The 18820-nt window shown below is 71.8% G+C and carries 13 protein-coding genes; 3 read left to right on the top strand and 10 right to left on the bottom strand.

Annotated elements, in window-relative coordinates; genetic code table 11:
• Positions 1–62: 62 nt before the first annotated feature.
• The 3 genes from ACZ60E_RS18410 to ACZ60E_RS18400 all read right to left on the bottom strand — a co-directional run bounded on the left by ACZ60E_RS18410 (position 63) and on the right by ACZ60E_RS18400 (position 2019).
• The gene (locus ACZ60E_RS18410) at positions 63–977 is read right to left on the bottom strand and encodes a chaplin (RefSeq protein ID WP_469441642.1); all 915 of its coding nucleotides are present in this window, start codon (positions 975–977) and stop codon (positions 63–65) included.
• 104 nt (positions 978–1081) lie between these two features.
• Entirely contained in the window at positions 1082–1339 is a 258-nt protein-coding gene (locus ACZ60E_RS18405) for a chaplin (protein ID WP_384802322.1), read from the bottom strand.
• Positions 1340–1602: 263 nt separating this feature from the next.
• On the bottom strand, positions 1603–2019 hold the full coding sequence (locus tag ACZ60E_RS18400; protein WP_384814202.1) for a rodlin: 417 nt from the start codon (positions 2017–2019) through the stop codon (positions 1603–1605).
• Positions 2020–2271: 252 nt separating this feature from the next.
• Here ACZ60E_RS18400 and ACZ60E_RS18395 point away from each other — a divergent pair, with 252 nt between their 5' ends.
• Together ACZ60E_RS18395 and ACZ60E_RS18390 are read left to right on the top strand one after the other, a co-directional pair.
• A complete protein-coding gene (locus ACZ60E_RS18395) occupies positions 2272–2685 on the top strand; it encodes a rodlin (RefSeq protein WP_107016148.1) in 414 nt (137 codons plus the stop codon).
• 195 nt (positions 2686–2880) lie between these two features.
• Positions 2881–3291, top strand: coding sequence for a rodlin (locus ACZ60E_RS18390; RefSeq protein WP_107016147.1), 411 nt, complete (start codon positions 2881–2883; stop codon positions 3289–3291).
• 34 nt (positions 3292–3325) lie between these two features.
• Here ACZ60E_RS18390 and ACZ60E_RS18385 read toward each other — a convergent pair whose 3' ends face one another.
• Positions 3326–5365 (bottom strand): AMP-dependent synthetase/ligase, encoded by a 2040-nt coding sequence (locus tag ACZ60E_RS18385; RefSeq protein ID WP_469441636.1) that lies wholly within the window; start codon positions 5363–5365, stop codon positions 3326–3328.
• 143 nt (positions 5366–5508) lie between these two features.
• Here ACZ60E_RS18385 and ACZ60E_RS18380 point away from each other — a divergent pair, with 143 nt between their 5' ends.
• Entirely contained in the window at positions 5509–7269 is a 1761-nt protein-coding gene (locus ACZ60E_RS18380; protein WP_469441635.1) for an arabinofuranosyltransferase AftB family protein, read from the top strand.
• A gap of 383 nt (positions 7270–7652) precedes the next feature.
• Here ACZ60E_RS18380 and ACZ60E_RS18375 read toward each other — a convergent pair whose 3' ends face one another.
• The 6 genes from ACZ60E_RS18375 to iolD form a co-directional block, all read right to left on the bottom strand.
• On the bottom strand, positions 7653–9344 hold the full coding sequence (locus tag ACZ60E_RS18375; protein WP_469441633.1) for a vWA domain-containing protein: 1692 nt from the start codon (positions 9342–9344) through the stop codon (positions 7653–7655).
• Positions 9345–9556: 212 nt separating this feature from the next.
• Positions 9557–10420, bottom strand: a complete 864-nt coding sequence (locus ACZ60E_RS18370; RefSeq protein ID WP_469441631.1) for an ABC transporter permease — start codon at positions 10418–10420, stop codon at positions 9557–9559.
• Positions 10417–13176, bottom strand: coding sequence for an alpha/beta fold hydrolase (locus ACZ60E_RS18365; protein WP_469441629.1), 2760 nt, complete (start codon positions 13174–13176; stop codon positions 10417–10419). The genes ACZ60E_RS18370 and ACZ60E_RS18365 overlap by 4 nt, the downstream gene beginning before the upstream one ends.
• 294 nt (positions 13177–13470) lie before the next feature.
• Positions 13471–14907, bottom strand: coding sequence for an APC family permease (locus tag ACZ60E_RS18360; protein WP_384814231.1), 1437 nt, complete (start codon positions 14905–14907; stop codon positions 13471–13473).
• Between the two features lie 269 nt (positions 14908–15176).
• Positions 15177–16697, bottom strand: coding sequence for a CoA-acylating methylmalonate-semialdehyde dehydrogenase (gene mmsA / locus ACZ60E_RS18355; RefSeq protein WP_469441626.1), 1521 nt, complete (start codon positions 16695–16697; stop codon positions 15177–15179).
• Between the two features lie 34 nt (positions 16698–16731).
• Positions 16732–18627 carry a 3D-(3,5/4)-trihydroxycyclohexane-1,2-dione acylhydrolase (decyclizing) gene (gene iolD, locus ACZ60E_RS18350; RefSeq protein ID WP_469441625.1) on the bottom strand — a complete coding sequence of 632 codons (1896 nt, stop codon included), beginning with the start codon at positions 18625–18627 and terminating at the stop codon, positions 16732–16734.
• Between the last annotated feature and the right edge of the window lie 193 nt (positions 18628–18820).

Genomic DNA, 18820 nt, shown 5'->3' with positions numbered 1-18820 from the left:
GCCGGATGACGGACGTCACGCGCCGGATGCCGGGCGGGTGGCGTCCGGCATCCGGCGCGTCGTCACCGGCGGGCGGCGACCCGGTTGCGGCGGTACAGGATCGCTCCGCCGAGCAGCAGCCCGGCGCCGGCGGCCGAGGCCGCGAGCATCCCGTCGACACCGGTGTGCGCCAGCTCCGGCCAGGGGCCCTCGCCGGAGGAGGGCGGGGACGGCTGCGTCGCTCCCGGCGGACCCGTGGTGGGCGGGACCGACGACGGAGGCCCGGTGGTGGGCGGCACCGTTCCGGGCGGACCCGTCTCGGGGGGCGTGGTCGTCGGAGGCGTGGTGTGCGGAGGCGTGGTGTGCGGCGGACCGGACGGGGGCCCCGAAGGCGGCCCGGACGGCGGGGTGTCGTCGTCGCCGTAGCCCCTCGGTCCGTCGTGCCCGCACGTGTCGCCGAACGCCGGGTTCAGCAGGCCGCCCGCGTCCGCGGTGTCGCCGCAGGCGTTCGCCGGTACGTCCACGGGGGCCTCGTCGACATTGCCCGTACCGACACCGGGCGCGTCGTGCGCACCGCCGTGCGTGGCGGAACCGCCGCCGTGGTGGTGGCCCGATCCGTGGTGGCCGGAGCCGCCACCATGGTCCGAGCCGTAGCCCTGGTCGGAGCCGTGTCCCCGGTGGGAGCCGTGGCCGTGGTCCGAGCCGTAACCGGCCGGGGCGCCGTGGCGGGACCCGTCCGGCTTGCGGTGCTTGCCCGTGGGGGTGGCGCAGGAGTTGCCGAACGACGGGTTGAGGCCGGCGGCCGCGTTCGCGGAGTTGCCGCACGCGTTCACGGGCACGCCCACCGGCGCCTGCACGTTGTTGCCGGACAGCACTCCGGGCGAGTCCGCCGCCACCCCGTGCCCGTCCGAGTCCGCGAACGCCTGGGAGCCGTACAGGGACAAGATGCTCGTCGCGGCGGCGGCCGCGACCATTCCCTTGCTCAGGGTCTGTCGCAACTTTGTTGTCTTCTCTGCTGGTAGAAGTGGGAAAAGCCGGCCTTGGCACCGGAATGCGGTCCAAGGCCGGCGTGACTCAGCCGTTCGGCTGGTGCGTTACGACGTCAGTCGTTGACGCACTCGTTGCCGAACGCCGGGTTCAGCAGGCCGATCACGTTGATCGAGTTGCCGCACACGTTGACAGGAATGTGCACGGGCACCTGGAGAACGTTGCCGGAGAGGACGCCGGGCGAGCCGACGGCCGCACCCTCGGCCTCGGAGTCGGCGAAGGCCGGGGCGCCCATGCCCATGGCCATGATCGCGCCGGCGATGACGACGGCACTCTTCTTGTGCTTCACGTACTTCCCTTTCTCTGCGGTCATGCCCAATGACGGCCGAAACCGGACGAGCCCAGCCTGAACGACTCGCACCATGACCTGCGGGCTGTTGAACGAGAGGGCGGGGGACGAAGAAACTACAGAAAGTGCGACTCGCCGGTATTTCACCCGAACGCCCGGAGCGGAATGGGCGGCGAAACGTCACTTCATAAAGACAGAAAAGGAAAGCGGAACATCACGCCGAAAAACCCGGGTCGCCCCGCCGCACAGAGCGGCGGGGCGACCCGGGCAGTCCTCGTGACGGCCGGTCAGCTGCCCGAGGCGCCGTTGCCCGAGAGCACCGGGATGTTGTCCAGGACGTGCGAGATCGGCTCGTCACCCTTCGCCTGGGTGGAGTTCTCGGCGCACTGCTGGTTCTGCGGGGCCGACAGGACCGGCACGTCCTGCAGCACGGTGACCGGCACCAGGACACCCACGAGCGAGGCCAGGTTGGCCTTGACGGGCACCCCGAGGCAGAGCTTGTTGAGCGAGCCCTGGACGAGCTGGCCCTGGGGGCTCATGTCGCCCTCGGTCTTGGCGTTGCCGTACACCTGCTCGGCCTGGTTGCCGTTGGCGGTGGTGACGCCGCTGTCGTTGCCGATGGCAAGCGCCTGCGGGGCACCCGCCGCCGCGACACCGACGACAGAAGCGGCGACCGCCGCCGTGGCCATTGCCTTCTTGAGCATTTCTCCGGTCCTTTCCTGCGCAGAGACCCGTGTTCCTGCTCCCGCATCAACCGGAGGCGGGCCGATTGGTTTCGAGGTGTCACCCGGTTGGCCCGTTCGACGGTCCGCAATTCACGGAAAGCTCCGCGCGCATGTGTAGTACAAACGGCATTCCCAAATGGGCCATCGGAGTGAACCGGAGCAACTATGCGGGCCGGGCGCAGTTGTCCAGGTCGCTCCGGTGGACGGGGTTACTCCAGAAGGGACCAGCAAGTGATCAAGAAGGTTATGGCTGCCGCGGCGGTCGCCGCTTCCGTCGCCGGTGTTACGGCTGCCGCCGCCCCCTCGGCGATGGCGATCGGCAACGACAACGGCGTCACCACCGCCAACGGCAACCACGCCGCGCAGATCTACGGCAACCAGGCGACGTACGGCGACATGAGCCCGCAGATGGCGCTCATCCAGGGCTCGCTGAACAAGCCCTGCATCGGCCTGCCCGCCAAGGCCAACCTGGCTTCGCTCGTCGGCCTGGTGCCGGTCACGGTCGCCCAGGACGTGCCGATCCTGTCGGCCCCGCAGAACCAGCAGTGCACCGAGAACTCCACGCAGGCGAAGGGCGACGAGCCCCTCTCGCACATCCTCAGCAACATCCCGGTGCTCTCGGGCAACGGTGCCTCCGGCAGCTGATCTGCCGCATCACCCTGTGGGCCGCCGGCCTTCCCGGCGGCCCACTCCCCCTGCCACGTCAACGGCGGCGCGTAGCTCCGGTCCCGAGGAAAGCCTGTGGGCCAATCGGGGCAAACCCCGCAACCGCACCGTCCACCGCACTGTTGATGAATATGCGGCTCCGTTACGGGGGCCACTCTCCGAAAGGGAACGAAAATGAAGAAGCTGATGGCGACCGCGGCACTTGCCGCCTCTGTCGCCGGTCTGTCGGCCGTCGCCGCGCCCCAGGCGCTGGCCATCGGCAACGACGACGGCGTCACCACCGCCAACGGCAACGGTTCCGTCCAGAAGTACGGCAACCAGGCCACGCACGGCAAGATGAGCCCCCAGCTCTCCCTCGTGCAGGGCTCGCTCAACAAGCCGTGTGTCGGTCTGCCGGTCAAGGCCAACCTGGCCTCCCTCGTCGGCCTGGTGCCCGTCACCGTCCTGCAGGACGTGCCGATCCTGTCGGCCCCGCAGAACCAGCAGTGCACCGAGAACTCCACCCAGGCGAAGGGCGACGAGCCCCTCTCGCACATCCTGGACAACATCCCGGTGCTCTCGGGCAACGGCGCTGCCGGAAGCTGACTTCCCAGCTCCACCGAGCTCCGCGAACAGCGGGTCACCCCTCGGGGGTGGCCCGCTGTTCCCGTGTGTGCGATTCCGGTGCGTGATGTCCCGGCGCCGGTGTCGGGGTCGGCGTCGGGTTGTCGTAGAGCGCGTCGATGTCCTGCGCGTACGCCGCCGTCACGGCGTGGCGCTTGATCTTCAGGGACGGGGTCAGCAGGCCGTTGTCCTCGGTGAACTCGCCCTCCACCAGGGTGAAGTCCCGGATCGACTCCGCCCTGGAGACGGCCTGGTTCGCGTGGTCCACGACCTTCTGGACGTCGGCGCGCAACCGGGGGTCGCCGACCAGCTCGGACAGCGGGGTGTCGGCCGGCATCCCGCGGACGTACAGCCAGTGGGTGAGGTCCTCGCGGTCCAGGGTGATCAGGGCGGCGATGTAGGAGCGGTTGTCGCCGACGACCACGCACTGGCCGACCGGGGGCCGGCTGCGCAGGCGGTCCTCCAGGACGGCCGGGGAGACGTTCTTGCCGCCGGAGGTGACGAGGATGTCCTTCTTGCGGCCGGTGATGGTGAGGTAGCCGTCCTCGTCGAGCGAGCCGAGGTCGCCGGTGGCGAACCACTCGTCGGTCAGGACGGCGTCGGTGGCGGCCGGGTCGTTCCAGTAGGCACCGAAGACGATGCCGCCCTTGATGAGCACCTCGCTGTCGTCGGCGATCCGCACGGCCGTGCCCGGTACGGGAAGCCCGACCGTGCCGGGGCGGGGCCGCAGGGGCGGCACGATCGTCGCCGCGGCGGTGGTCTCCGTCAGCCCGTAACCCTCGTAGACGAGGATCCCGGCGGCGTAGAAGAAGAGGCTGAGCTCGCGGTCGAGCGGGGAGCCGCCGCTGATGGCATAGCGCGTACGGCCGCCGATCTCCTTGCGGACACGGCGGTAGACCAGCAGGTCGTACAGGGCCCAGGCGGCGTAGAGACCGGGTCCCGGCCCCTTGCCGCGGCCCAGGAACCTGTCCAGGTGCAGCTCGCCGAAGCGGACGGCGACGCGGTGGGCGCGGTCGAAGGAGGCACCGCGGCCGATGCGTTCGGCGGTGGCGCGGCCGGTGCCGTGGATCTTCTCGAAGAGGTAGGGCACGCCGACGAGGAAGGTGGGCCGGAACCCGCGGAGCGCCGGGCGCAGTTCGTCGGGCTTGATGCTCGGGAAGTGGCCCAGCTCGATCCGTGCCATCAGACAGGAGATCTGGAGGGTGCGGCCCAGGATGTGGGCGAGGGGCAGGAAGAGGAGGGTCGAGGCCTGCTGGCCTGTGACCTCCTTGAAGACGGGGTGGAGGAGTTCGACGGTGTTGGCGGCCTCGGCGTACAGGTTGGCGTGGGTGAGGACGCAGCCCTTGGGCCGGCCGGTGGTGCCGGAGGTGTAGCAGATCGTCGCGACGGTGTCGGGGGCGAGGGCGCTGCGGCGCTTGGTGACCTCCTCGTCGGACAGGTCGCGTCCCAGCGCGGTCAGTTCGGCGATGGCGCCACCGCGAACGCTTCCGTTACTGGTGCCCTCGTCGGCTTCGGCGTCGAGCTGCCAGATCTGCGGGGGTGCCGGGTGGTCGGCCGTGCCGGTGGTGACCGCCGCCGCGTTCTCCGGTGTCTCGACGACGACGAGACGGGTGGCGGAGTCCCGGACGATCCACTCGATCTGCTGGGGCGAGGAGGTGGGGTACACGGGGACGGACAGGCCGCCCGCGGCCCAGATCGCGAAGTCGAGCAGCGTCCACTCGTAGCGGGTACGGGACATCACCGCGACCCGGCCGCCCGGTTCGAGGCCCGCCGCGATCAACCCCTTGGCGACGGCGGTGACTTCACGGGCGAAGGCGGTGGCCGTCACCGGCTGCCAGGTGCCGCGTTCCCTGCGGCGCAGGACCACGGCGTCGGGGGCCTCGGCCGCGTTGGTGAAGGGCAGGTCGGCGATGCTGCCGGTGGTGGTTCCCGGCGCGAGGGCGGGCGTGCGCGCCTCACGGACCGTGCCGCTCCCGTCCCTCGTGAGCTCGACCTGGACACGGCCTCTCGGATCGGTGCGCTTCTTCGCCTGCTTCAGTTCCCTGCGTACGCCCATGACGGCTCCCGGTGGCGGCTCGCGGTGCGGTGGCGCTTGCCCGTTGCGGTGACGCTTACTTACTTCGGAGTAAACTTACTCATGCGTAGGGGATTTTCAACAGGTCCGTCAAGCTCGGCCGGACGTGGGCCGATGAACGGATCATGACGTCGACGCACTCCCCCGCCCGCCCCTCGCACTTCTTCCACGGCTGGAGCCGTCCGCCCTCGTCGTCCGTCCTGTCCCTGCCGCCCGGCTCCGGTCCTGGTACCGCGTGGGCGGACCGGCTGCGGGTGGCGGTGTGGGCCGTGCCCGCGCTCCTGATCGCGTACGCGGGGTTCCGGCGGCGGTGGATGTCCGACGACGCCTACATCTACGTACGGACCGTGCGGCAGGTGCTCGCGGGGAACGGGCCCGTGTTCAACGCGGGTGAGCGGGTCGAGTCGTCGACCGGCACCCTGTGGCAGTGGCTGCTGGTCGCGGCCGGGGCGGCGGGGGTCGATCCGGCGACGGCGGCGGTGTACGGGGGTCTGCTGCTGACCGCGACCGGGTTCGCGCTCGCGGGGATCGGTGCGCTGCGGACGTACGGCGGGCGGACGGCCGTGCCGCTGGGTTCGCTGGTGCTGCTCGGGCTGCCTCCTGTCTGGGACTTCGCGACCTCGGGACTGGAGACGGGGCTCGCGACGTGCTGGATCGCGGGGTCGTGGCTGGCGCTGACGACGAGGCCCGCCTCTGTCGTGACGTCTCTCGTCATCGGTCTCGGACCCCTGGTGCGGCCCGATCTGGGGCTGGTGACCGTGGTGTTCCTGGGGGCCCAGTGGCTGCTGGTGCGGCCGTCGTGGCGGGGGGTGTTCGCGGGGGCGGGAGCGGCGGGGGCGCTGCCGGTCGCGTACGAGGTGTTCCGCGCCGGGTACTACGGGCATCTGGTGCCGCTGCCCGCCGTGACGAAGGAGGCCTCGCAGAGCCTGTGGGGGCGGGGGCTGATCTATCTGGCGGACTTCGCGCATCCGTATCTGCTGTGGGTGCCGGCGCTGTTCGTGGCAGCGGCGCTCGTTCCGGCCCGCGGGGGTTCGCGCGGGCCTGGCGTCGGCTTGCGCGGGCCGGAGGTGGTGCGGGTCGTTTCCGCGCTCGCGCCCGTCGTCGCCGGACTGCTGTGCTGGCTGTACGTCGTGAAGGTCGGCGGTGACTTCATGCATGGACGCATGCTGCTGCCCGGGCTGCTGTTGATGCTGCTGCCCGTGTTCGTCGTCCCGGCGACACGGGTGGGCACGTTGGCGGCGGTCGGCGTCGGTCTGTGGGCGGTGGTCTGCGCGGGCTGGCTGCGGATGCCGTACGGGGGACAGATCGGGCCGGCGGGGATCGCGGACGAGCGCGGGGTGTACGTGCGGCACAACGCCGATCCGCATCCCTTGCGGCACACCTTCGCGGGGGCGCCGCACCATCTGCGGTACGCGCGCGCGGTGGCGGCGGCCGGCCGCACGGGCGTGCCTGTGGTGGTGCTGGGCAAGGACGGGTGGGTCCGAGGCGCCTCCGGCGGGGTGACGGCGAGTTATGTGGTCCTCGGGTTCAACGGCTCGGTCGTTCCGCTGGACGGGGCCGCGCTCGATCCGATCGGGCTCGCGTATCCCCTGGCGGCGCACTCCGAACGGGTCGGAGCGGGGCGGGTGGGCCACGACAAGCACCTGCCGGCGGCCTGGCTGGTGGCCGACCGGGGAGTGGGGATGCCGCCCCCCGGGGTCTCGCCCACCGAGGTGGCCGCCGCGCGGCGGGCACTGCGGTGCGGGGCTCTGGCCGAGCTGGACGCGGCTGTTCGGGGGCCGTTGACCGGGGGGCGGTTCTTGCGGAATGTGACTGGGGCGTGGGGGCGGACGTCGTTGCGGTTCCCGAACGATCCGGTTGTGGCGGAAAGGCACCTGTGCGGGTGACCTCCGGTCGGGGGTTGGTTGTTGACTGCGGGTGACCTCCGGTTCGGTCGGGGGTCGGCTGCGGGTGCGTGGGGGTTGCTCGCGCCGTTCCCCGCGCCCCTGAGGGGGTGGGTGGCTGCGCGCCGAGCGGACGTGCCGGCCCGGTGGGGGTGACCCGCGCCGTTCCCCGCGCCCCTGACGGGGCGGGGCGGGGGCGGGCGTGATGCCGTGGCCGACCGACGGCCTGTCTTTTAGGGGCGCGGGGAACTGCGCGGGCAACCCCCGCCGGGCCGCACCTGGCCTGCGGCCTCAGGTTCCTGCCCCTCAGGGGCGCGGGGAACTGCGCGGCCAGCCCCCACCGGAGCCGCACCCGCCCCTCGGCCTCAGGCCCGCCCCTCAGGGGGCTAACCGTCCAGTGTTGTTGCCTGGGTGATTGTGTTTGACAAGGCGTCGATCTCGGGGCTTTCTGTGGTTGCTGCCAAGTTCGAAGCGTGGCGGCCGAGTTCGCGCAGCGGCAGCGCCCCCGGCAGCCCGCCGGAGCGCAGCGCGTCCGCGAAGTATGCTGCGATCGCCGTCACCTGGAGTCCGCTTCGGGCGGTTGTCGTGGTCCACAGGGGGCCGGCGAGCGCGGCAGCCTCCACCCGGCCCGTCTCCTCGTGCGGGACCCGGGTCGAGGGGTCGAGCCAGCGTACGGTCGCCGTCGCCACGTGCCCCCTCGCGCCCGGCTTGACCCGTACCGCGTACAGCGCGGTCACCGTGTGCCCCGGGCCCGTCTCGCCGCCGTCCACCCGGTCGTCGCGGAAGTCCTCGTCGGCGACCTGCCGGTTGTCGTAGCCGATCAGGCGGAATTGGTCCACGGTGGCGGGGTCGAAGGACACCTGGGCTTTCGCGTCCCGCGCCGTCAGGTCGATGTTGCGCGGCAGTTCGTCGCAGAAGACCTTGCGGGCCTCCTCCGCACCGGACACGTACGTCGTGTGCCCGTCGCCCTTGTCCGCGAGGCGTTCCATCAGCGCGTCGCCGTAGTCGCTGCCCACGCCGACCCCGAAGAGCGTGATGCCGTGCTCGCGGCGGGCGTCCGCGATCCGGTCGAGGATGGCGTCGGCGTCGGTCTCACCGGTGTTGGCGAGGGCGTCGGAGAGCAGCACGACCCGGTTGGTGGCGCCTTCCCGCAGCCCTTCGACGGCCGTACGGTAGCCGGTCGTGACGCCCGCGCCGAGGTTGGTCGAGTCGGTGGGTTCGAGGGTGTCGATCGCCTCGTGGACGCGGCCCCGGTGGTCGCCCAGGCGTGTCATCGGGAGCACGGTCCTCGCCTCGTCGCTGAAGCTGACCAGCGCGACCGCGTCGTCGTCGCGCAGCCGGTCCGTCATGACGTCGAGGGACTCCTTCGCCAGGTCCAGGCGGCCGGGTTCGGCCATCGAGCCCGAGACGTCGATGACGAAGGTGAGGGCGGCGGGCCGGCGTTCGCCGCTGTCCTCGGCCTCCCGGGTGGCGAGGCCGACGCGGAGGAACCGCCAGTCGCGGTTCTCCTCGCCGAGGCCGTTCCCGGGGGCGGCCGTGCGGGCGCCGTCCATCGTCACCGTGAAGCCGTTGCCGTCGGGGCGCTCGTAGTTCTGGCGGAAGCTGTTGATGAATTCCTCGGGGCGGACCGTCGACGGATCGGGCCGCCGGCCTTCCCGGAGGGTCCGGCGCGCGTACCCGTACGACGCGGTGTCGACGTCCAGGGCGAACGTGGAGAGGTAGTCGGCCGGGGGCGCGGTCTCCCGGAGTTCGCCCTTCCCCTCGCCGTCCTCGTAGCCCTGACCGGTTCCCCCGCCGGTGTCCGGCGGGGCCGTCGGCTGGGCCGGGGCGGGGGCCGGGAAGCCGTTGTCCTCCCGGGTCCTGCTGCTGCCCCGGTCGTTCGAGTCCTCGCCGACGCCGCCGCCGCAGGCGGTGAGCAGGAGTCCGAGCGAGACGGTCGCCGCGACGAACGCGCCACGCACCCGCCGCCCTCGCCGTCGCGCCCGCACGCGCGGTCGCCGCGAGCCCGGCGGCCCTCCCCGAGTGTCCGCCCGCTCTGTCCGATATCGCTCTGTCCGATGCCGTTCGGTGCGCCTCATGTGTGTCCCCTCGGTGACCGCTGTGAGCCGACGTCTGTGACTGTGACGGCCGGGGCGGGCGGAAGGAGCGGGCCGAGGCGTTGCGGATGGATCTCGATGCGGCCACGGTGGGCGCCGGTCGAGACCGGCGGGTGACCCTCCGGAGACCTGGGGGTCACCGGAGGGTCCGGAGGATGCCGGGAGGGCCGGACGGAAGCCGCGTAACGGGGCTTCTACGACACCACGTCCTTGCGGGCGAAGCCGCGGAAGGCCAGGGCGAACAGCACCAGCGCGTACGTGACCGAGACGGCCGTGCCCTGGATCATGCCGCCCCATTCGGGGGTGGGCTGCACCGCGTCGGCCCACGCGAACTGCCAGTGCGCGGGCAGGAAGTGGCGCCAGTCGCCGAGGGCGGTGACCGCGTCCAGTACGTTCCCGACGATCGTCAGGCCGACCGCGCCGCCCACCGCGCCCAGCGGGGCGTCGGTCTTCGTCGACAGCCAGAACGCGAGCCCGGCGGTGACCAGTTGGGACGCGAAGATGAACGCGATCACGATCACCAGGCGCTGGGCCGCCGTGCCCGCGGACAGGGAGCCGCCGGTGGGGATCTCCAGCGGACCCCAGCCGTAGGCGACCGAGCCCACCAGCAGCGCGACGACCGGCAGCAGCACCATCGCGGCGAGGCTGAGGCCGAGCGCGACCACGAGCTTGGACCACAGGAGGCGGGCCCTGGGCACGGGCGCGGCGAGCAGGTAGCGCAGGGAGGACCAGCTGGCCTCCGAGGCGATGGTGTCGCCGCAGAACAGTGCGACCGGGATGACCAGCAGGAAGCCCGCCGAGACGAAGAGGTTCGTCGCGGCGAAGTTGGCGCCCGAGGCCGTGGCCGTGTCCATGAGGGTGACCCGGCCCTCGCGGCCCTCCGGCTGGCCGCCGATCGCGAAGGCCACGACCAGCACGAACGGCAGGGCGGCGAGGATCGCCCCCATGACCAGCGTGCGGCGCCGTTTCAGCTGGCGCATCAGTTCGACGCGCAACGGCAGGGTGCGCCCGGCCCGGTAGCCGTCCGCAACTTCGGCACGCTCTACAAGTGTGCTCACGCGGAGCCTCCGATCAGGGTCAGGAACGCGTCCTCCAGGCGGCGGTGGGGGCCGAGGGAGGCCACCGGTACTTCCAGCCGGACCAGCTCCACGAGGAGCCGGGCGGCTGCCGCGGAGTCGTCGACGGTCGCGGAGTCGCCGGCAACCGTTCCGGAACCCGGCACCTCGGAACCCGTAGCCCCGGAGTCCACGGTCGCCGGGACGCGCGCCGACAGCCGTATCAGCAGGCCGTCGTCCGTGCGGATCGCCGAGTCGATGCCCGGGAGCGCCGCCACCTTCTCCACCAGCGGGTCCGGGATGTCGGTCGCGAGGCCGACGAGGAGCGTGTCTCCGGAGCCGATGATCTCGTGGACCGGGCCGGCCTGGACGAGTCGGCCGCGGTCCATGACGACCAGATGCGTGCAGGACTGCTCGACCTCGGCGAGGAGGTGGCTGGACACGATGACCGTGCGGCCCGCGGCGGCGTAACGGATCATGACCTCGCGCATCTCGCGGATCTGGGGCGGGTCGAGGCCGTTCGTCGGCTCGTCGAGGATCAGCAGGTCGGGCAGGCCGAGCATGGCCTGGGCGATGGCGAGGCGCTGCCGCATGCCCTGGGAGTACGTGCGGACCGCGCGGGACAGCGCGTCTCCGAGGCCCGCGATCTCCAGCGCCTCCTCCAGGTGGGCGTCCTCGGGCGGACGTCCGGTGGCCTGCCAGTACAGGTCGAGGTTCTCGCGGCCGGACAGGTGCGGGAGGAAGCCCGCGCCCTCCACGAAGGCGCCGACCCGGGAGAGGACCGGGGAGCCCGGCCGGATCGCGTGCCCGAAGACCCGGATCTCGCCGCCGTCGGGCTTGATGAGGCCCATGAGCATGCGCAGGGTGGTGGTCTTGCCCGCGCCGTTCGGGCCGAGCAGACCGAGGACCTGGCCCCTCTCCACGCGGAACGACAGGTCCCGTACGGCATAGCGGTCGGACGACTTCGCGTACCGCTTGCTCAGGTCGGTGATCTGGAGCGGGACTTCGGCGAGCGCCGGGTCGGGCGGGGTCGTGGTGGTGCGGCGGCGGCCCGTGAGCAGCAGGGCCAGCGCGGTCAGCGCGCCGGCGATCGGCAGCCACCACACCCAGGCGGGCAGCCCCGCCGCCCCGGTCGTCACACCGGGCGCGGTCGGCACGGCGAGGTCGCTCTTCAGGGAGACGGTGTACGTGGCCGGGGTCAGCGGGGACGCGTAGCCGAGGTCGGTCGAGGCGAGGACCAGGCGCAGGTGGTGGCCCTCCTGCACCTCGTGGTCGATGGCGGGCAGGGTGAGGCGGACGTCCTTGCCGCTGTCGCCGGTCGCGACACGGATCGGGGTGACCAGCTGGGACGGCAGGACCTGCTGCCGGCCGCCGGGGCCGACGTCGTACACCTTGGCGAAGAGCACGGCCTCGTCGGTCGTCGACTTCACGTTCACGGTCACGGTGGGCGAGCCGGTGATCCGCAGGTCCCTGGTCACGGGCTCGGAGTCGAAGCGCGCGAACTGGCCGGGGAAGTCGAGCGACACCCCGACGCCGAGCGAGGACAGCTGGGAGAGGCCGCCGGCGCCGCCGAGCCCGGGGAGGGCCGAGATGCCGGGCGGGCTGGCGCCCGCGGGGTTGGAGAACTCCTGCTCGCGTCCGCTCAGCGCCACCTCGCGGTCGCCGCCGGTCAGGCCGGGGTAGGTGTCTCCGTCGGCGCCGCGCAACTGGGCGCCGCCGTCGGTCGAGTCGATGCCGCCGGTGCGGGTGACCCGGAACGCGGGTCCCGTGTCGGCGTTCTTGTCGTCCTTCAGGTAGCGGTCGAACCAGGAGGTCACGCGGGCCTGTACGCGGTCCGTCTCCATGTCTCCGCCGTCGTGGCCGCCGGCGATCCAGTCGACGTCCACGGGGGCGCCGTTGGCCTTGACCGCCTTGGCGATCTTGTCGGCCTGGCCGAGCGGGAAGAGGGAGTCGGTCTGGCCCTGCATGATGAGCGTGGGGACCTTGATGCGGTCGCCGACGGCGGAGGGGCTGCGCTCCTCCAGGAGCTTCATCGCCGCGGCATCCGGCTTTCCGGACTCCGCGACGCGCTCGTACATCTCGCAGAGCTGGGCCTCGAACGTGTCGCAGCCGCCGCCGGAGTTGATGAACATCCCGGCCCAGAGCTTCTTGAAGACGCCGTTCGGGAACAGGGCGTCCGAGAGGTTCCAGTACGTGATCGCGGGGGCGATGGCGTCCACCCGCTGGTCGTAACCGGCCGCGAGGAGGGAGACCGCGCCGCCGTACGAGGCTCCGGCGACGCCGACCCGGGGGTCGCCGGCCTTGTCGAGCTGGACCTCGGGGCGCTTCGCCAGCCAGTCGATGAGCTTGGAGACGTCGGCGACCTCGCCCTTCGGGTCGTTCAGGCCGATCTTGCCGGTGGATCTGCCGAAGCTGCGCGAGGACCACGTCAGGACCGCGTAGCCGTCGCGGGCGAGGTCCTCCGCCTGCTTGCGCACGTCCTCCTTGTTGCCGCCGAAGCCGTGGGTCAGCAGGACGGCGGGGCGGCGGTCGCCCGAACCTGCGGAACCGGTGGAGCCTGAGGTGAAGTACGACGTGTCGATCCTCACCCCGTCCGCGGTGGGGATGACGCGGTCGGCGCGGTGCACCGCGGGTGCGCCGTCGGAGGCGACCGCGGTCCATGTCCCGGCGCCGGCGAGCACGGCGACGAGGGCCGCGGCGGTCCATCGGCGCGGGCCTCGCAGCCATCGTCGTGGTGCTGCGGGCATTCGAAGATCCATGGTTCAACCGTACGGGGCCCTGCCGGGTGGGGGTGGGGTCGGTGGGGGGAGCTTGGCGGTATCCCGTAGGAGTACGGCTGCCTTGCGGTGTACCGCGGGTGCGGTATGCGCGGGTGCCGTGCGGCGCGGAGGGGGTGGGGGCTTTGACCGTCGGCGGGTGCGGGGGCCGTGCGGCGCGGAGGGGGTGGGGGCCTTGACCGTCGGCGGGTGCGGGATCGTCGTGGCTGGGCGCGCAGTTCCCCGCGCCCCTTGGGGGCTTCGCCCCCTGAAAAGATTGCGCCGTTCCCCGCGCCCCTAGTGGGTGTCCGGGATCGTTACCAGCCAGCGGGTTGTTCGGCGGGGGCGTAGGTACAGGGCCCAGTAGAGGGTTGCCGCTGCTGTGATGCCGCCTGTCCAGGCCAGGTACGTCGGGTCCTGCATGGTGAGGACGTAGGCGAGGACCGCTATGAGGAGGACCGGGAGCGTCGGCCAGAGCGGCATGCGCCAGGCCCGGGTGTGGGCGTGGGGGCCTCGGCGGGCCAGGAGCGCGGCCACCGCCACCAGGATGTACATGCTCGTGACGGAGACGCCCGTGATGCCGTACAGGGTGTCGAGGTTGACGAAGCAGAGCACCGCGCCGGGGACGCCCACGACCAGCGTCGCCACCCACGGGGAGCCGAAGCGGCCGAGCTTCGACAGGACCTTGTTGACCGGCTCGGGCCAGGCCTTGTCGCGGGCGGAGGCGAACAGTACGCGGGAGTTCTGGATGACCATGACGATGCCCGCGTTGATGATGGCGAGCGCCACGCAGAGGCTGACGAACGTGCCGACCGCGGAGTTCGACCACGCGGCGACCATGCCGCCGATGTCTCCGCCGGTGAGCGCGGCCAGGTCCGGGGCGCCCAGGGTGATCGCCGCCACCGGCACGAGGATGATCACCGTGGAGATGGCGAGGGTGGCCAGGACCGTACGGGCCACGTTGCGGCGCGGGTTCTCCAGTTCCTCGGAGAGGTAGACGGCGGTCGAGAAGCCCTGGGTGACGAAGAGGGCGATCGCGAGCCCGGAGACGACCAGCATCACCGTCACGGTGTCCGGGTGCCCGCCGGAGCCGGCCACCTCCATGGACACCAGGCTGCCCGCCCCGCGCTCGGCGTGCGCGAAACCGAGGACGGCCACGACGGCCGCCGCGATGACCTCAAGGACCAGGAAGATCCCGGTGATCCAGGCGTTGGCCCGCAGGTCGAGCAGGCCAGCGAGGGTGGCGAGCCCCATCACGCCCGCGCCCGCCCAGGACGCGTCGAGGTGCACGAGGGGCGCGAGGTAGTCGGCCGTGCCCATCGCGATCACCGGCGGGACGATCATCACGACGAGGAGCGACAGGACGAAGACCAGCCAGCCCGCGAGCCGGCCGGCCATCGTCGACACCATGGCGTACTCGCCGCCCGCGCTGGGGATGAGGGTGCCCAGCTCCGAGTAGCAGAACGCCACGGCGATACAGAGCAGCGAGCCGATGGCGACCGTCAGGGCCGTCGCCGTGCCGAGGGACCCGAACAGGTCGGGGACGACCACGAAGAGCGTGGAGGCCGGTGTCACGCAGGAGATCGTGAGCAGGGTGCCGCCGACGACGCCGATGGACCGCTTGAGCGTACGGGGACCGGTACCGGCCTCGCCGGGACCGCTGTCCGGTGCCCCGGGGACGGGGGCGGGGGCAGGGCCGGGGGCGGAGTCGACGGTGCGAAGCGTGTCAGTCATGGAGCGGTTCCGATCGACTCGTGCGGCGGGGGTGCGTGCTCCCGTGCCGCATCGAACCCTGCGGAATCCGAATCGTCAACGGTCCTCGACCTACGGAATCCGTAGGTCGAGGGGGACTCAACTGCCGTTCTTGGCAGGGTGGGGCAAGCGGCCTCAGCCATCGGCGCCCGTGCGGGAACCGCAGCACGGGCGCCGAAATTCACCGGCGGGTTTCACCGGTGGAGCGATGTACCGGTGGAGCGATGCGCCGGTGGAAGGTGCGGTCGGACTCAGTGGTTGCGCGGGAATCCCAGGTCCACGCCGGCCGGGCCCTCCGAGGGGTCCGGCCAGCGGGTCGTGACGACCTTGCCACGGGTGTAGAAGTGCGTGCCGTCGTTGCCGTAGATGTGGTGGTCCCCGAAGAGGGAGTCCTTCCAGCCGCCGAAGGAGTGGTAGCCCACCGGCACCGGGATCGGCACGTTCACGCCGACCATGCCCGCCTCGATCTCCAGCTGGAAGCGGCGGGCCGCGCCGCCGTCCCGGGTGAAGATCGCGGTGCCGTTGCCGAAGGGCGAGCCGTTGATCAGCGCCACCCCCTCGTCGTACGTGTCCACGCGCAGCACGCACAGGACCGGGCCGAAGATCTCGTCCCGGTAGGCGTCCGAGTCCGTGGGGACCTTGTCGAGCAGCGAGAGCCCGATCCAGTGGCCGTCAGCGCATTCGGGGTGGTCCTCGACCGTGTACCCGGTGCCGTCGAGGACGACCTCGGAGCCCTGGGCGGCGGCGCCCGTGACGTACGAGGCGACCTTGTCGCGGTGGGCCGCGGTGATCAGCGGGCCCATCTCGGAGGCCGGGTCGTTCCCGGGGCCGATCTTGATCTTCTCGGCGCGCTCGCGGATCTTCGCGACCAGTTCGTCGCCGATCGTGCCGACCGCGACGACGGCCGAGATGGCCATGCAGCGCTCTCCGGCCGAACCGTAGGCGGCGGAGACGGCCGCGTCGGCCGCCGCGTCCAGGTCGGCGTCCGGGAGGACCAGCATGTGGTTCTTGGCGCCGCCGAGGGCCTGGACGCGCTTGCCGTTGGCGGAGGCGGTGGTGTGGATGTACCGGGCGATCGGGGTGGAGCCGACGAAGGAGACGGCCTTGACGTCCGGGTGCTCCAGGAGGCGGTCGACGGCCACCTTGTCGCCGTGGACGACGTTCAGCACGCCGTCCGGGAGGCCCGCCTCCGCGAACAGCTCCGCGAGCCGGACGGCCGCCGACGGGTCCTTCTCGCTCGGCTTGAGCACGAAGGTGTTGCCGCAGGCGACGGCCAGCGGGAACATCCACATCGGCACCATCGCCGGGAAGTTGAACGGCGTGATGCCCGCGACGACGCCGAGGGGCTGGCGGATCGAGGCCACGTCGACCCGCGAGGCCACCTCGGTCGACAGTTCGCCCTTCAGCTGCACGGTGATCCCGCACGCCAGGTCGACGATCTCCAGGCCGCGCGCGACCTCGCCGAGCGCGTCCGAGTGGACCTTGCCGTGCTCGGCGGTGATCAGGGCGGCGATCTCGTCGCGGTGGGCGTCGAGGAGCGCTCGGAACGCGAAGAGGATGCCGGAGCGCTTGGCGAGCGAGGAGGTGCCCCAGCTCGCGTAGGCGTCCTTCGCGGCGGCGACCGCGGCGTCCACCTCCTCTACGCTCGCGAAGGCGACCTTCGTGGTGACGGCGCCGGTCGCGGGGTCGGTGACCGGCCCGTACGTGCCCGCCGTGCCCGCAGCGTTTTCGACGGGCTTGCCGCCGATCCAGTGGTTGACGATCTTCGTCATGCCCGAGAACTCCTTGTCATGCCCGAGAACTACGTCACAGATGGCGGCGCCGGGTGGAGGCCAGCCGTTCGTACAGCGCGCGTGCCTTGACCGCCGACGGTCGGGTCGCGGTCTCGGCCACAGGAACATCCCACCAGGCCTGGGCCGGGGGCGCGCCCGACACTGTGTCTGCCGTTTCGGTCTCCACGTAGACACATGTGGGAGTGTCGGCGGCCCGTGCCTCGGCGAGGGCGGTCCGCAGGTCGTCCACGGTCTTGGCGCGCAGCACCCGCATGCCGAGGCTCGCCGCGTTGGCGGCCAGGTCGACGGGGAGCGGGCGCCCCGTGTACGTACCGTCCTCGGAGCGGTGCCGGTAGGCGGTGGCGAAGCGCTCGGCGCCGACCGCCTGGGAGAGGCCGCCGATGGACGCGTACCCGTGGTTCTGCAGGATGACCACCTTGATGGCGATGCCCTCCTGGACGGCGGTGACGATCTCGGTGGGCATCATGAGGTACGTGCCGTCGCCGACCAGCGCCCACACGGGCCGGTCCGGGGCCGCCATCCGGATGCCGATCGCGGCCGGGATCTCGTAGCCCATGCAGGAGTAGCCGTACTCGACGTGGTACTGGTCGCGGGACCGGGCGCGCCAGAGTTTGTGCAGGTCGCCGGGGAGGGAGCCGGCCGCGTTGACGATGATGTCGTCGCCGGTGACGAGGTCGTCGAGCGCGCCGAGGACCTGCGGCTGGGTGGGCCGCGCGTAGGGGTCCTCCGCCTCGAAGGCCGCGTCGACGCGGTGCTCCCAGCGCTCCTTGTCGTCGGTGTACTCGGTGACGTAGGCGGGCCCGGCGCGGTGGCCGTGCGGGGCGAGGGCCGCGGTGAGGGCCTCCAGCGCGGTGCGCGCGTCGGCGACCAGCGGCTGCCCGGCCATCTTGTGGCCGTCGAAGGAGGCGATGTTGATGTTCAAGAAACGTACGTCCGGGGCGGCGAAGAGGGTGCCGGAGGCGGTGGTGAAGTCGGTGTAGCGGGTGCCGATCCCGATCACCAGGTCGGCGGTGCGGGCGAGTTCGCAGGCGGTCGCGGTGCCCGTGTGCCCGATGCCGCCGACGTCCGCGGGGTGGTCCCAGGCGAGCGAGCCCTTGCCGGCCTGTGTGGAGGCGACCGGGATGCCGGTGAGGTCGGCGAACTCCCGGAGCGCGTCCTCGGCCTCGCTGTGGTGGACCCCGCCGCCCGCGACGACCAGGGGCCGCCGGGCCGTCCGCACGGCCCGTACGGCCGCGGCCAGTTGTGCCGGGTCGGCGACCGGACGGCGTACGGTCCACACGCGTTCGGCGAAGAACTCGTCGGGCCAGTCGAAGGCCTCCGCCTGGACGTCCTGCGGGAGCGCGAGGGTGACGGCGCCGGTGTCGAGCGGGTCGGCGAGCACACGCATCGCCTGGAGGGCGGCCGGGATCAGGGCCTCGGGGCGGCTGATCCGGTCGAAGTACTTCGACACCGGGCGCAGACAGTCGTTGACCGACACATCGCCCGCGTACGGGACTTCGAGCTGCTGGAGGACCGGGTCGGCGGGGCGGGTCGCGAAGACGTCGCCGGGCAGCAGGAGCACCGGGAGGCGGTTGATCGTGGCGAGGGCGGCGCCGGTGACGAGGTTGGTGGCGCCGGGGCCGACGGACGTGGTGACGGCCTGCGCGGAGAGTCGGTTCGACTGACGTGCGTAGCCCACCGCCGCGTGCACCATGGCCTGTTCGTTGCGGCCCTGGTGGTACGGCATGCCGTCGCCGTACTCCACGAGCGCCTGGCCGAGGCCGGCGACGTTGCCGTGGCCGAGAATGCCCCAGGTGGAGTCGATCAGGCGGCGCCGCACACCGTCGCGCTCGGTGTGCTGGACGGTGAGGAACCGCACCAGCGCCTGTGCGACCGTCAGCCTTGTCGTCGTTGACCTCGGCTCTGTCATCGGTGGCCCTCTGTGCTCTCTGCGTGTCACGGGTGGAATCACGGGTTGAAGCTGATCCGCCACGTCATACGTCGGAACGGGCCCTCCGTCTCTATGTCCCGCCCGTCAATCCGAACCGCGCGTACGGGAAGGGGAACCTCCGGCGCGGAGCCGTAGCGGGCGGGGAGTCGTCGCTCGCACTTCGCTCCTGCCA

It is taken from the genome of Streptomyces sp. NPDC102514, from assembly GCF_055584525.1.
This window is presented reverse-complemented; position numbering and strand designations above follow the sequence as displayed.